We start from the raw sequence: 13263 nt of genomic DNA on the forward strand, positions 1-13263 counted from the left end.
ATGGCGCCGCAAGCCGATCGATCGGCCGTGCCGAGCGGGATACGGCGTCGCCATGTCATGGAAATCATACGCGAGTATGATCGAGATCTAGGTCGGCGATCTCGTCGACACCCGGCCGCCAACCTCTCCGACCTCGGTCGACCGATGACGGTATGCTGCGGGAGCTGACCCGAAGCGCCGTCCGAAGGCGGCTCCGAGCGCACTTTCCGAACCATAGCCGACCTGGGCGGCGATCGCGCCGATCGAACCGCGGCCGCTGCGAAGCAGCCGCGCGGCGGACTGGAGCCGCCACTCCTGGACGAAGGCCATCGGGGCGGTGGCCACGAGTTCGGAGAAGCGGGCGGAGAAGGTCGACCGGGACATGCCCGCCTCGCCCGCGAGAGCGCCAACCGTCCAGGCTCTGGCCGGTTCGGCAAGCACCGCCGCAATCGCCTTGGCGATTCTCGTGTCGGCCATGCCTCGCAACCAGCCAGGCATCCCGGCGCCGCCGGCGGCGAAGTGCGATCGCAGGAGCGTGACGGCGAGAAGCTGGGCGAGCTGGTCGGCCAGCAGCGCTCCTCCGGGCGCGTCCGCCGCGATCTCGTCCACGAGGCGCGTCAGCAGCCAGTGAAGCTGTCCACGCTCGACGGATTCCTGCCGCACGACGACGATATCGGGCAAACCGTCCAGGATCAGCGACGCGGCCGAAGGATTGAAGCCTAGCTGTCCTCCGATCAGGAGCGTCCCGTCACCGCTGCCTGCGACCGCGAGCCCGCCGACAGCCTGCGAGAAGACCGGGCCCGCAGGCGACGACGGGATCGTCGGATCCGACGCGAGCACGTAGGGCTGGGGTGCGGTGAGGAGCACGCAGTCGCCGGCCTCGAGCCGGATCGGAGCGTCGAGCGAGCGGGCGTCCAGCCAGCAGCAGCCGGTGACCACCGCGTTGAACTTCACGTCGGCAGGCGCGGGGAATGCGAGCGACCATGCTCCGCCAGCGCGCAGGCGCCCGGAGACGCCGGCCCACACCTCCACCAGCCGAAGGATCTCTGACAGCGGATCGCTCATCGGGACGCACGCTACATCAATCCGGACGACGCCGCATTGCACGATTGGGAGCCTGTCGCGAGATGCCGTTCATAGTTGGAGAACCTCATGACGACCCCCCAGACCCCGATCGGATCCGGCTACGACGCCTTCACCACCGCCGACGACGTTCTTGCCGGCATCGATCTCGCCGGCAGCACGGCGATGGTCACCGGCGGCTACTCGGGTCTCGGCCTCGAAACGACGCGGGCGCTCGCCGGAGCCGGGGCTCGCGTCGTGGTGGCGGGCAGAAGCCTCGGAAAGGCTCGCGAGGCGCTCGGCGGCCTCGTCGGCGTGGAGCTGGAACACGTGGAGCTGGAGGATCCTCGCTCGGTGGAGGCGCTCGGCGCCCGGTTCCTGGCGTCGGGGAGGCCGCTGCACATCCTCATCCACAGCGCCGGCATCATGGCGTCCCCTCTGGCGCGCGACGGCGACGGCAACGAAATGCAGCTGGCGGTGAACCATCTGGCGCCGTTCAGGCTGACGCGTGCGCTCATGCCGGCGCTCCGGCGGGCCGGGGGCGCAAGGGTGGTCAGCATGTCGTCGCGCGCGCACCGGCTCGCCGGCTTCGACTTCGACGACTTCAACTTCGAGCGGCGGGAGTACGATCCGTGGCGAGCCTACGGACAGTCCAAGACCGCCGACGCCCTGTTCGCGGTGGAACTGGACAGGCGGGGCCAGGAGGACGGTGTCCGAGCCTACTCCGTCCATCCCGGATCGATCCTCACCGACCTGGCGCGGAGCCTGTCCGACGAGCAGATCCGCGCCTTCGGCGCCCTCGACGAGGACGGCAGTCCACGGATCGATCCGACCCGCGACCTCAAGGATCCACGGCAGGGTGCCGCGACCGCCGTATGGTGCGCGACCTCCGGTGCGCTCGCCGGCGCCGGCGGCGTCTACTGCGAGAACTGCGACATCGCTCCGCTCAGGACGGGCGAGGACGAGCGCCTCGACGGCGTGCGCGAGTGGGCTGCGGACCCGGCTCTCGCCGAGCGGCTCTGGCAGCTTAGCGAAAGGCTCGTCGAGCCTGTCTGACGAGGACGGTCCGTCCATGACCGGTCACGGCAATCATCCGTGCGTATGCTTGCCGCACACCAACATCTCTGGCGCACATACGGCGGGTCCGACGAAGCGCCGCGGCCCCTCAGCTAGACGAGCGCCATGCCGGCAGCGGGCGCCGGCCGAGCCAAGGAGCTACGCATGAGCACGATTACGACGAAAGACGGGACGAAGATCTTCTACAAGGACTTCGGCGCCGGGCAGCCCATCGTCTTCTCCCACGGCTGGCCGCTCTCCAGCGACGCCTGGGATCATCAGCTCATGTTCTTTGGTACGCGCGGCTATCGCGTGATCGCTCACGACCGTCGCGGGCACGGCCGTTCGGACCAGACCTGGGACGGCAACAACATGGACCAGTACGCCGACGATCTGGCCGAACTTATCGAGCAGCTCGACCTGCGCGATATCATCATGATCGGCCATTCCACCGGCGGCGGCGAGGTCGCCCGCTACATCGGTCGGCACGGCACCGGACGCGTCGCCAAGGCCGTGCTGCTCGCCGCTGTTCCGCCCATCATGCTCAAGAGCGAGAGCAACCCGGAGGGCACGCCGATCGAGGTCTTCGACGACATCCGCGCCGGCACGCTGAAGGATCGAGCGAGCTTCTTCAAGGAGCTGTCCATGCCGTTCTACGGCTTCAACCGCGAAGGGGCCAAGGAGGCCGCCGGCCTGCGCGACACGTTCGAGCTCCAGGGCGTGATGGCAGGGATCAAGGGCGCCTACGACTGCATTCACGAGTTCTCCGAGACCGACTTCACCGAGGATCTCAAGAAGATCGACGTGCCCGTGCTCGTGGCCCACGGCGAGGACGACCAGATCGTGCCGATCGCCGCAGCGGCGCTCAAGACGATCAAGCTCGTGCCGAACGGCACGCTCAAGACCTATCCGGGCGGCAGCCACGGACTGGCTCAGGTCACCCCCGACCGCTTCAACCAGGACGTCCTCGACTTCATCGGCGGCTGACGTCTTCCTCATCCCGGCCCGTCTGCCAAGCCGGCGGGCCGGTCAATGAAAACGGCTGATGCCTGACTCCACGTCCTCGAAGGTCATCTCGCCTTGCGAGTCCACGGCGATCCCGGCCTCCCGCGCGAGAACCGCGCCTCCCGGCGGCAGCGCGCGCAACCTGATGCCGCTGCTGTCGCCTTCTGCGCTCTCGCATGTGTCAGGGGGGGTGAGGCAGGTCGAGGATGAGCCGACCGCGCAGGCCTGGCAACCGAGCGTCATGCGCCAAGCCGCGCACTTCCTGCTGACTCTGGTCATGCTGTTCGGCTCCGGGCACGCTTTTGCGCTGGATCCGCAGCGGCAGCTCTCGCAGTACGATCACAGGCGCTGGATGCGGGGGGACGGAGTTCCCGCCTCGCTGAGCGGCCTCGCACAGGATCGGCAGGGCTTCCTGTGGATGGCGGCGGCGGACGGGCTGTACCGGTTTGACGGCGTGCGCTTCGACCGCATCGCCCGGATCGCGAGCAACGGTGCCGCGCGCCGTGTCCTGATCACGCGGCAAGGCGCCGTATGGACGTGGTTTCGCGAGGAGAACCTGTTCGGCGTCTACCGGCGCGGCCATTTGGGCTTTGTCCGTCCGGCCAAGGAGGAGGGCGCGACCGGCGAGGTGATCTCGATCGTGCAGGCTGCCGACGATTCGGTCTGGGTCGCTCGGGGAAACGTCGGCGCAAAGCTTCTGCGGTTCCGGGACGGACGCTGGCGAGCATTCACCGTCGCATCGGGCCTGCCGCGCGAACAGGCGCTCGCGCTGCTTGCTGCGCGGGACGGCTCCATATGGGTGTCGTACATCGGCTCGATCCTTCGGCTGCGACCGGGCGCGAGCCGGTTCGAGACCATCCTCAGCTTTCCCGGGTTGCGCGGTCAGCTGGCGCAGGACGCCGCTGGGCGCATCTGGCTGTCCGAAAGACGGGGCGCGTACGTCGTCGCGGACGGTCCGGAGCGGCATGCACCATCGAACCTTGCCCTCGCCTACCATGGTGACGACGGCCAGCGGCGTGGGCCCGCTCTCTTCGATCGCGACGGAAACCTCTGGACGGCCACGCGCTACCGCGGCCTGGAACGGCTGAGACGGCCGGAACCCTTCCCTCGCAAGCGGCCAGCCGCGGACGTTTTCGAGCGCTTCACGACCAAGGACGGCCTCTCCTCGGACAGCCTGCTCGCGATCTTGGAGGATCGCGAGGGAAACATATGGGTGACCAGCTCCCGCGGCCTCGACCGGTTCCGGCAGGTGGACATCGTCGTCGAACCTCTGCTCACAAGACCGGCCGCATTCGGAGACATCCTTCATGCCGGGCAGGACGGCAGCGTCTATGTCGGCCAGTCGGACGTCATCTACCGCGTCGCTCCAGGAGATCGTCCGCGCGCCCTGCTGCGGAACGTCAGCGAGCCCGAGGCGATCTGCGAGGGCGGCAGCGGCGCGTTGCTGGTCGTCGACTCGAAGAACGTCTACCGTCTTCTCGGCGGCAGGAGCGAAAGGCTTCCCAGACCCTCGAAAGCGGAAACCGGCATCTACGACTGTCTGGTCGACCGCACGGGCCGCCTGTGGATGTCGGCGGCAGGAAGCGGCATGTACGCGTGGGAGCACGGCGGGTGGCGTCGTATCCTGAGGCAGTACGATCCCGCGGGCTTCCATCCCACCGTCATGATCCCGGAACGCGGCGGTTCGGTGGCGCTGGGCTGGGCATCCGAGGTGGTGGCACGTGTCGATCCCCCGTCGGCTCCCCGCCGTCTCGTGGGCGAGCAGTCGGGCCTCGGGGACCTGATCTCGTTGTACGAGGGCCGGTCCGGTCTCCTGGTCGGAGCAGCGAAGGGGCTTGCGCTGATCGCCGACGGCAGGGTGGGCATGGTCGGGATCGACCGTCTCCCGGAGCTGATGCGCGTGAACGGCATCGTGCAGACGTCCGCCGGAGAGACGTGGGTCCAGGGCTCCCGCGGGGTCGTCCGGATGTCGACGGCCGAACTTGAGAGGGCCTTCTCCGATCGGACGTTTAAGCCGAAGACCAGGTCGTTCGGCACCGACGAGGGCGTGCCCGATCTGTACGCCAACCAGAGCTGGCGTTCGCTCGTCCAGGGAGGCGATGGCAGGATATGGATCGCGACGCTCGCCGGAACGGTCTGGATAGATCCCGACAAGGTGCGCACCGACCGGACGTCTCCCGGCGCCGTCGTCACTGGGGTAAGGGCTCGCGACGGCGTCCGGATGGATCCTGTGCAGGTCACGCTTGCCAAGGGCGTGTCCGACCTCGAGGTCGACTACACCGGTCTCAGTCTGGGCAGTCCGCAGCAGGTGCGCTTCCGCTACAGACTCATGGGCTACGACACTGGCTGGGTGGATGCGGGCTCGCGTCGTCAGGCGTTCTTCACGAACCTGAGGCCGGGGACCTACCGCTTTGAGGTGCTGGCCGCCAACGGCGAGGGTGTCTGGGACAGCACTCCCGCGACGACGGTCATCCGGATCCTGCCGACCTTCGCCCAGTCCCGCATCTTCTATTCGCTCTGCGCGGGCGCAATCCTGCTGATCTGCTGGTTCGCGTACCGGTTCCGCCTGGCCCGGCTGTCCAGCCGGCTGGATGCGGGGCTGCGAGTCCGGTACGCCGAGCGCGAGCGGATCGCGCGCGAGCTGCACGACACGCTGCTCCAGTCCGCTCAGGGCCTAGTCCTTCGGTTCCAGGCGGTGGCGGATCGGCTGCCGGCGGCCGAGCTTGAACGCGCGCGCCTCGGTGACGCACTTCGCCGCGCCAACGCTGTCATGAGCGAGGCGCGCGATCTCGTCAGGGGATTGCGGGACAGGAACGGCAGCGCGGATCTGGAGACCCTGCTCGCGGAGCAGTTCGCCCGCGCCGGCTTCGCGCCCGAGGTTTCCGTCGGCGTGACCGTCACGGGCACGCCGCGCCCGCTGAGGAACGATGTCGCCATCGAACTCGCGGCGATCGGGGGCGAGGCGCTGCTGAACGCCGCGAGACATTCCGAGGCGAGTCGCGTCGAGGGCACTCTGCGCTACGCCTGGTCGACGTTCTCGCTCGAGATCCGCGACGACGGCCGAGGGATTGATCCGGGGGCGGCGCGAGGAGAGAAGGACGGCCATTTCGGCATCGTCGGCATGAGGGAGCGCGCGGAGCGCATCGGCGGGACTCTCGGCGTGGTGGCCGGCCCGGACGGCGGAACGCTCGTCCGGGTCGAGCTTCCTCGCCTGCGCGCCTACGCACTGCCCCCGATGTGGCGTCGCCTGCTGACGATGCGAGACGGCTGAGGAAACGCCTATGATCAAGGTCATGATCGCCGACGACCACCCGATCCTGCGCGAGGGGATCACGGCGATGCTGGAGAACGAAGCCGGCATGGAGCTTGTCGCGGAGGCCCGCGACGGCACCGAGGCGGTCACCCTGTTCCGGCGGTTCGAGCCCGATGTCACCCTGCTTGATGTCCAGATGCCCGGCATCGACGGCATAGAGGCGCTCTCCCGCATCCGGCGCGAGTTCCCCGAAGCGCGCATCGTCATACTGACGACCTATCCCGGCGACGCGCAGGCGGTCCGCGCCCTCAAGGCCGGAGCGGCGGGCTACATGCTGAAGAGCAGCTTGCTGACCGAGATCGCCGACGTGGTCAGGACGATCCACTCGGGTGAGCGCTACGTCGCCGCGGACGTTGCGGCGGGCATCGCGCTTCACGTGGTCGACGAGCCGCTCACCGAGCGGGAGGTCGCGGTTCTCCGCCTCGTCGCCTTCGGCAGAGCCAACAAGGAGATAGCCCTCCATCTCGGCATCGCCGAGGAGACGGTGAAGGCGCACATGAAGAGCATCTTCATCAAGCTTCGCGTGTCGGACCGCACGCATGCGGTCACTGTTGCCATCAAGCGCGGCGTCATGGAGATCTGAGCGGTTCCCGCGGTCGACCGCGCGGCACGACCGTCTGTCTTGCACGCGGTCTGCAGCGGAGCCGCTCACCTGCGTCCCGAGTTTTGCCTGATCTATCCGCGCGATGTTCCGGATCGACGGCCGGGCGGGAGGCGGCTCCAGACCAAGCCTCGGATGCACGAAAGCCATACGCACGTACGATGCCGGCCGACACCGGTCTTATGGCGGCGGAAGCGCGCGCAGGCGAGAAAGAGAGGGTAGGGCGGACGGTTCGCCCAAGGAGACGATCCATGGCGTACATGCACTTCGGCGAGCTGCAGGCCGGCGTCGCGACCAGCCCCGAGAACCTCGAGGCAGCCGCTCCCGCTCTTTCGCTGGCCCGCTTCTCGGCCCTAGAGTGGTCGGTCATCGCGCTGGCGCAGCGGGACGACCGCGGTTCCTTGGGCGAACCGAGCGCGATTTCGCAGGCGATGGCTACCCTTTTCGGCGAGCGTCGCAGCAACAGGCTCGCCGACGAGCGGCTGGAGGCCCTGCGGCGCGTGTCGGTGCTCAGCTGGACGTCTTCAAGGCCGCTGCCACAAGCCGAGGTCGAGACCTTCCTCTCCTCGGGCTACTCGGCGCAGCAGTACGATCTTCTGGTAGACAGCATCTCCAAAGGGCGCGTGCACTGAGTACGTCGCCGAGGGTGCTCACCGATCCGGTCAGGCCTCTCGTAACGGCCTAGTGAGAGATGGTTAAAGCGGAAGACGGCGGCCGGTGCAGCGTTGCGCCCTTCCTGTTCCTGGAAGAGATATCGCGAGGCAACACGCCGCGGTCGCCGGATCTCGTGAGCTCCAAGGCGAGCTGCCGGTCTTGAACGCCTTAGCTGGTTCTACGACCAGAACGTACAAGACGTCACGTCAGGTGCTTGGTAGCGAGCGGGCGCGTCGCGCCCACGCGCAGAAGAGCGCACGCGGACAGCATCGCCCAAACCGAGGACGGTCCGCGTAGTCTGCTCAGGATGTAGGCCGCCCGGAGGCTATTATGTGACGATTGCCGGCGAGTTGGTGTCGGCTACGGCGTCGCGCGTTTGGGTTCTACGACCGCGTACGAGAGGAGAGCAGGATGAGGCTGACCACGACGCTGAGATCGAAGCGCTACGCACCGGCCCGCAATCTTCGCGCGGAGCTGCTTTCGCGCAACGGCATCTGTCCTCGTTGCGACGCAGCGCCGGCAGGATCCGTCGGCGTGTGCGTCTTCTGCTACACCATGGGGCCGGTCGAGGCGCTGCCGGTGATCAGTTCCCGGGGATCGGGACCGGTACACTGAAAGGGCACCGTCGGCGCAGGCGAGTCGCGCGCGGCAGCGCCCTGCGGGCTTTCGCGGCTGCAGCCGCGAAGCAATGACCTCCGACACAGCAGAATTTCAGCTAGTCCGTGTGTCCTGGCTCGGGGCGATCTGGACTCTTCGAGGTAGACAGTCTGAACTGGCTAGAGTGTTCCGAACAATGGCGCTTCTACAGGGTTAATCGAAGCGGCGACTGCGGCATGCACTTGTACGGGAATGGGCCCGTAACTACGCTTATGGTCGATGGACGACGATTTGCCATGCATCGACACCTTCTCAGGCCCTGATCGCACGATCGCAGTCGATGTCGCGGGCGTGGGCGTTCGATCTAGCCGGGTCGGATTAACCGGCTCGGGGCTCATCATGTCCAGCCAACCGGATGACGCCGTGGCGCTGATCTACCAGATCGCCGACTCCGGCCCTCACGATCTCTGGCTGGATGGCAGACACAGCGCAGTAGGGTCGATCCCGGCAGGAGTGATGCAGTTGCTCGACCTGGACGCAGCTGGCCATTCGCGGCATGTGACCAGCTTCGACAGCGTCAACGTGCACATCCCGATAGCTGCGCTGCGGGGGCTCGGCTCGGACGGACACGATCTGGGTGCAGTCAGACCCAGAATGGAGGCCGACTGGTCCACGAACGACCCGTTCATACACGGGATTATGCAAGTGCTGCTCGTGCTGCTCGACAAGGATTCCACGCCGGACCGCCTCGTCAGCGAGCATCTTTTCAGCGCTCTGCTGTCACATGTCGCCACTGCGTATGGCAACACGGACGCTTCACAGCCCGCACGCGTGGGAACGCTCACTGCGCGCCAGCTGAACCGCCTCAAGCAGCTGCTAGGCGATGACCTCACCCGTGACGTGTCGCTCGCCGACCTAGCCCGCGAATGTGGTCTGTCGCCGTCCCACGTCTCGCGAACGTTCAAGGCGGCGACGGGCATGTCACCATTCGCATGGCGCGCTCAGGTCCGTGTGGACGCCGGCAAGGAGCTGCTGAGGCAAGGAGGAAGCACCATCTCCGACATCGCAGCACACTGCGGCTTCGCGGACCAAAGCCACTTCACCCGCACGTTCCAGCGCCTCGTCGGCGACTCTCCCAAAAGGTGGCAGCGCAGGACCGTGAGATCTTAGGGTAAGGTCCGCTTCGACGGACGTACTCGCCAGCGCCACGTGGCACCGTCCTAGCTCCGCGCGCTCCAGCGTGTCGGGAGAGACGCGCTAACCGAGCACAGCCGGCTGAGCGGCACCGCATGGACAAGGGAGCGGCAAGCTGTCGTAGGCGGGCAGCCGGTCTGACGTGCGGCTGGGCATGGCCGAGCAGATACTGCGCCGCTCGAGGCAACGGCGCGGTCAGCACGTGAACGACCCCCTCTCTACGGTCGCTCACGCGACCGTGGCCTTGTTTCTGCACTCCGACGGCGTTCGTCGTCGAGAACAGCACATGCAAGTCGCCTCGCGCGGCACGACGGCGTCACCGGCGGGCTCAGGTGCAACCGGCTGCACCTATACTCAGGCATGTCTCTGCAAGCCGAGCTGCGAAGCCACAGCGCCTTGCAGACCAACTCGGGCTGTCTGTCGTCATCGAGGATCCGACCGTGATTTGCGCAGCACCTGACATCATATTGGCGAGGCTGCACGCCGACACCTCGCGGCAATCGAGCATTCCACCGCTTTTGCCGAACCCTCTCGAGAACGCGGCGAGCAGCCATGCTCGGCGAGGCTCCTCGCCTAAGGATCGGAGCTTCAAGGCCGGTCTGCTGCGACCCAGCTGCCGACAGTCGCGTTAGCGGCTCGTGCATGAGCGACGTCGATGCGCGAGAAGTGGCGCCGCTGCTTTCCACGGCTGAGTGCAAGGTGCTGGCCGGATTCCCGGACCACGAGGTTTCCAGCCGTGATCTCGGAGTGCGCGGTACGGTCCTCGCATCGCTGTGCCTTTGGCTGCCGCGCAGGAAGGGCAGAATGGGGATGATCGCCCTGCTGCGCAGGCGCTATAAGGATGCGGAAGAGTGCTTCCTCTACAGTATCACGGACGTGGGGCGCGCTGTGAGGGAGGAGCTGACTTCCGACCCGAAGAGGTGTCGGATCGCGAGGCCGCTAGGCAGCGGGTAGGCAGGATCGCGCGACGACAAGCCGGCCATGGCCGTGCTCAGCCCTGCCCACCTGCGCGTGGCGCGTCCTGAGAGCTCCTCCTGGCTGGCTGCAGCCGGCGTTCTCCACATGTGCGACTATCGGAGAGAACGATGGCGTCCGCTATGATCGGGCGCTCCGTTGCGGCAGACGAAGCGCCCGGGCCGTTATTTGAGCCGGGTGCGCAGGAAGTCGACTGCCTGCGCCAGCGCGGCTCGCGTCGGAGCGGTCTCGCTGATCGCGTTCAGCAGGACGAAGTCATGGATCGTGCCGTTGTACCTGACCGAGGTCGTCGGGACGCCGGCGGCGGCGAGCTTGCGGGCGTACGCCTCGCCCTCGTCCCGCAGGACGTCGTTCTCGTCGGTGATCACCAGCGCGGGCGGAAGGCCCTGCAGCTGTGCGGCGGTCGCGTTCAGCGGCGAGACGTGGATGTCCGCCCGCTTTGAGGCGTCGGGCAGGTACGCATCCCAGAACCACGCCATGGCCGGCTTCGTGAGCCAAGGTCCCTCGGCGAACTTCTGATACGAGGGCGTCGACATGCTTGCGTCGGTCACGGGATAGAAGAGCAGTTGCGCCTTGAAGGCTGGGCCGCCCCGCTCCTTGGCGAGGAGACTGACCACGGCGGTCATGTTGCCGCCGACGCTGTCCCCTGCGATCGCCATTCGCGACGCGTCACCGCCGAACTCCGCCGCGTGCTTCGCGACGTACTCGGTGACGGCATAGTCCTCCTCGATCGCCACCGGGTAGCGGTTCTCGGGCGAGCGGTCGTAGTCGACGAAGATCGTGACCGCGCCTGCTCCCGCCGTCAGCTCGCGTACCAGCCGGTCATGCGTGTTCGGCGAGCCCATGACCCAGCCGGCGCCGTGATAGTACATGAGAACGGGCAGCGTGCCGCCCGCACCACGCGGCTTGTAGATGCGGATCCTCGTCTTGCCCTTGGGACCGACCGGCAGCACGCGATCCTCGCTCGTGACGTCGGGCGCGGCGACGGGCCCCTTTTGCGCGGACTCCAGGACGCCGCGAGCCTGATCCGGCGTGAGCGTATAGATCGGCTTCGAGCCTTTCAGCGCGTCGACGAAGGTCTCGACGCCCGGATCCAGCGTCTGAGCCACACCCGCAGTGGCCATGCCGGCGAGGGCGGCCGCCGAGGCCGCGAAGATGATGCTGCGCATTGCGAAGGTCCTCATGTCTGGTGGTGAGGAGGCATCTAGCCCGAGGGGGCAGGTCAGGCCCTCACCCGCGGGGATCGTCGACCGGTCGGCGCGGGTGGCTTGCCTATGCGCGGGTATAAGCACTAACGCCGCTTTCACATGCAGGCCCGTGTCGTTTAGGGCTCGCACTAGATCGCCGATATGCGGTAGGGATCGCGAAAGACTCGGTGCGGCCGACAAGCGGACTAAGAGGTGCGATCCTTCCGCGATCAGCGATGTTCGAGGCCATCTCTTCTCGGTCGTCGGGATCAAGCCCGTCTTGCATCTGGATGCATGAGATCGCTGAAGATCCGTCCGAGTTCGCGGCGTCTGACAGTCCCGGCGTCAGCGCAGCTGCCGCCTCGTCGCCGAGATTAGCCGTCAGTCGGACTCAGCAGGCAGCCGGTGTAGCCCCGTTCGTCTGCGAGACTGCGTGCCCGACTACGCGACGGTCTAATTCGGCGCGGCGCCCCGAACTAAGAGCTGCGACTGCCGTGATAACGATGCTGGCGGCAAGGGAGAGCGCGAAGTCGCCGCGCACCGCCGATACGAGAGGGATGGCGGAGGTGAACGCGGCGATCAGGACGAGCGCCAGCTTCAGCGCATGCCTGAGCCCATTTTGTTCGCCGATCAGCCCGTTGCGCATGTCCAGTCTCCTTCTCCTCCAAGCATGCCCCGTCGAGGTATGCAGAGAAATCGTACGTCCGGAGCGGATGCGCTCCCCGCGTATGATCCATCGATGCGATGCTCGGCGACGTTGCCGATCGGGAGCACTTGCGGCCGGTGATCGAACCGTAACTGCGGCCGCAGCGGGCAGATCGAACGGCGAGTGCCTGATCCCGGCGGAGGGGTGAGCGGGCTGGCAGGGGGGAACCAGCCCGCTCGACGTGTCCTGACAGGCTGACACGTGGTCGCCGCGACCGACGGGAAGGAAGCGGCTTCCATCTTTCTACGGTCACGATCGAAAGCGTGCGATCATCCGCAGGTGGTGCAGCACCATGCCCGCGTATGAGGTAGTGGTCCTGACCGTGGTTCTGCCGCGTCTCGCAGCGCTGACTGGTGGAAGTCGATCCGGCTTGACCCAAGCCCGTGAGCGTGAAGCCGGCACCGGCGGGGCAGGAAGCCAGATGGCGTCGGTCACAAAGCTGTAAGCGACAGGACGCTCAGTCGTCATCCGCGGCTCCTAGCTGCCCTCATCGAACCGGGGGAACAGCGATGAAACACCGAGCAGGCAGCGTCGCCGCGCTGGCACTGGCGATCGGCGGCATGACGGTTGAAGCAGCGTCCGCACAGGAACTCGCGGCGGCGGCGACCGCCGAGCCGGAGACCGGGACGGAAGACGAGATCGTCGTGACCGGACAGCGTCGGGCGCAGCGAGAGTCGATCGCGACCAAGCGGGACTCGTTCGCTGTCGTCGATGCGATCTCGTCGGACGACATCGGCAAGCTGCCCGATCATAACACCGCCGCGGCGCTCCGTCGGATCCCCGGCGTGTCGGTCCAGGAGGATCAGGGAGAACCGCGCTTCCCGGTGCTGCGCGGGCTTCGCTCGACGTATAACCGTACGACGGTGGATGGTGCGATCGTCGCAGGCGTGGACGAGGAGGGGCGCACCGTGCCGCTCGACATTATCCCGTCCGT

General features: G+C 67.0%; 12 protein-coding genes. 9 read left to right on the forward strand and 3 right to left on the reverse strand.

What is annotated here, in order from left to right:
* Positions 1-87: 87 nt before the first annotated feature.
* Positions 88-1044, reverse strand: coding sequence for an AraC family transcriptional regulator (locus ACMGDM_RS19620; protein WP_436805819.1), 957 nt, complete (start codon positions 1042-1044; stop codon positions 88-90).
* An 87-nt stretch (positions 1045-1131) separates the two neighbouring features.
* Here ACMGDM_RS19620 and ACMGDM_RS19625 point away from each other — a divergent pair, with 87 nt between their 5' ends.
* The 8 genes from ACMGDM_RS19625 (at position 1132) to ACMGDM_RS19660 (ending at position 10415) form a co-directional block, all read left to right on the forward strand.
* Positions 1132-2097, forward strand: coding sequence for an oxidoreductase (locus tag ACMGDM_RS19625; RefSeq protein WP_436805820.1), 966 nt, complete (start codon positions 1132-1134; stop codon positions 2095-2097).
* Positions 2098-2262: 165 nt separating this feature from the next.
* Complete coding sequence (locus ACMGDM_RS19630; protein ID WP_436805833.1) at positions 2263-3084, forward strand: alpha/beta fold hydrolase; 822 nt, start codon at positions 2263-2265, stop codon at positions 3082-3084.
* 58 nt (positions 3085-3142) lie between these two features.
* Complete coding sequence (locus ACMGDM_RS19635) at positions 3143-6373, forward strand: sensor histidine kinase (RefSeq protein WP_436805821.1); 3231 nt, start codon at positions 3143-3145, stop codon at positions 6371-6373.
* A gap of 10 nt (positions 6374-6383) precedes the next feature.
* Complete coding sequence (locus ACMGDM_RS19640) at positions 6384-6998, forward strand: response regulator transcription factor (RefSeq protein ID WP_436805822.1); 615 nt, start codon at positions 6384-6386, stop codon at positions 6996-6998.
* A 269-nt stretch (positions 6999-7267) separates the two neighbouring features.
* The gene (locus ACMGDM_RS19645; RefSeq protein WP_436805823.1) at positions 7268-7648 is read left to right on the forward strand and encodes a hypothetical protein; all 381 of its coding nucleotides are present in this window, start codon (positions 7268-7270) and stop codon (positions 7646-7648) included.
* 433 nt (positions 7649-8081) lie between these two features.
* Positions 8082-8285 (forward strand): hypothetical protein, encoded by a 204-nt coding sequence (locus ACMGDM_RS19650; RefSeq protein WP_436805824.1) that lies wholly within the window; start codon positions 8082-8084, stop codon positions 8283-8285.
* A 261-nt stretch (positions 8286-8546) separates the two neighbouring features.
* On the forward strand, positions 8547-9437 hold the full coding sequence (locus tag ACMGDM_RS19655; protein WP_436805825.1) for a helix-turn-helix domain-containing protein: 891 nt from the start codon (positions 8547-8549) through the stop codon (positions 9435-9437).
* 666 nt (positions 9438-10103) lie between these two features.
* A complete protein-coding gene (locus ACMGDM_RS19660; protein WP_436805826.1) occupies positions 10104-10415 on the forward strand; it encodes a hypothetical protein in 312 nt (103 codons plus the stop codon).
* Between the two features lie 185 nt (positions 10416-10600).
* Here the strand turns inward: ACMGDM_RS19660 and ACMGDM_RS19665 are convergent, their stop codons facing one another.
* Positions 10601-11605, reverse strand: coding sequence for an alpha/beta hydrolase (locus ACMGDM_RS19665; protein ID WP_436805827.1), 1005 nt, complete (start codon positions 11603-11605; stop codon positions 10601-10603).
* 409 nt (positions 11606-12014) lie between these two features.
* Positions 12015-12269, reverse strand: a complete 255-nt coding sequence (locus ACMGDM_RS19670) for a hypothetical protein (protein WP_436805828.1) — start codon at positions 12267-12269, stop codon at positions 12015-12017.
* A 569-nt stretch (positions 12270-12838) separates the two neighbouring features.
* On the opposite strand from ACMGDM_RS19670, the gene ACMGDM_RS19675 reads away from it, so the two are divergent.
* Positions 12839-13263 (forward strand): TonB-dependent receptor plug domain-containing protein (locus ACMGDM_RS19675; protein ID WP_436805829.1); only part of this gene is annotated, 425 nt, incomplete at its 3' end.

The organism is Sphingomonas larreae, assembly GCF_051400595.1.
Taxonomy (GTDB): domain Bacteria; phylum Pseudomonadota; class Alphaproteobacteria; order Sphingomonadales; family Sphingomonadaceae; genus Sphingomonas.

Excerpts from the sequence above, each read along its gene's own strand:
- ACMGDM_RS19620 (WP_436805819.1), bottom strand. The coding sequence starts at position 1,044 with ATGAGCGATCCGCTGTCAGAGATCCTTCGGCTGGTGGAGGTGTGGGCC.
- ACMGDM_RS19625 (WP_436805820.1), top strand. The coding sequence starts at position 1,132 with ATGACGACCCCCCAGACCCCGATCGGATCCGGCTACGACGCCTTCACC.
- ACMGDM_RS19630 (WP_436805833.1), top strand. The coding sequence starts at position 2,263 with ATGAGCACGATTACGACGAAAGACGGGACGAAGATCTTCTACAAGGAC.
- ACMGDM_RS19635 (WP_436805821.1), top strand. The coding sequence starts at position 3,143 with ATGCCTGACTCCACGTCCTCGAAGGTCATCTCGCCTTGCGAGTCCACG.
- ACMGDM_RS19640 (WP_436805822.1), top strand. The coding sequence starts at position 6,384 with ATGATCAAGGTCATGATCGCCGACGACCACCCGATCCTGCGCGAGGGG.
- ACMGDM_RS19645 (WP_436805823.1), top strand. The coding sequence starts at position 7,268 with ATGGCGTACATGCACTTCGGCGAGCTGCAGGCCGGCGTCGCGACCAGC.
- ACMGDM_RS19650 (WP_436805824.1), top strand. The coding sequence starts at position 8,082 with ATGAGGCTGACCACGACGCTGAGATCGAAGCGCTACGCACCGGCCCGC.
- ACMGDM_RS19655 (WP_436805825.1), top strand. The coding sequence starts at position 8,547 with ATGGACGACGATTTGCCATGCATCGACACCTTCTCAGGCCCTGATCGC.
- ACMGDM_RS19660 (WP_436805826.1), top strand. The coding sequence starts at position 10,104 with ATGAGCGACGTCGATGCGCGAGAAGTGGCGCCGCTGCTTTCCACGGCT.
- ACMGDM_RS19665 (WP_436805827.1), bottom strand. The coding sequence starts at position 11,605 with ATGCGCAGCATCATCTTCGCGGCCTCGGCGGCCGCCCTCGCCGGCATG.
- ACMGDM_RS19670 (WP_436805828.1), bottom strand. The coding sequence starts at position 12,269 with ATGCGCAACGGGCTGATCGGCGAACAAAATGGGCTCAGGCATGCGCTG.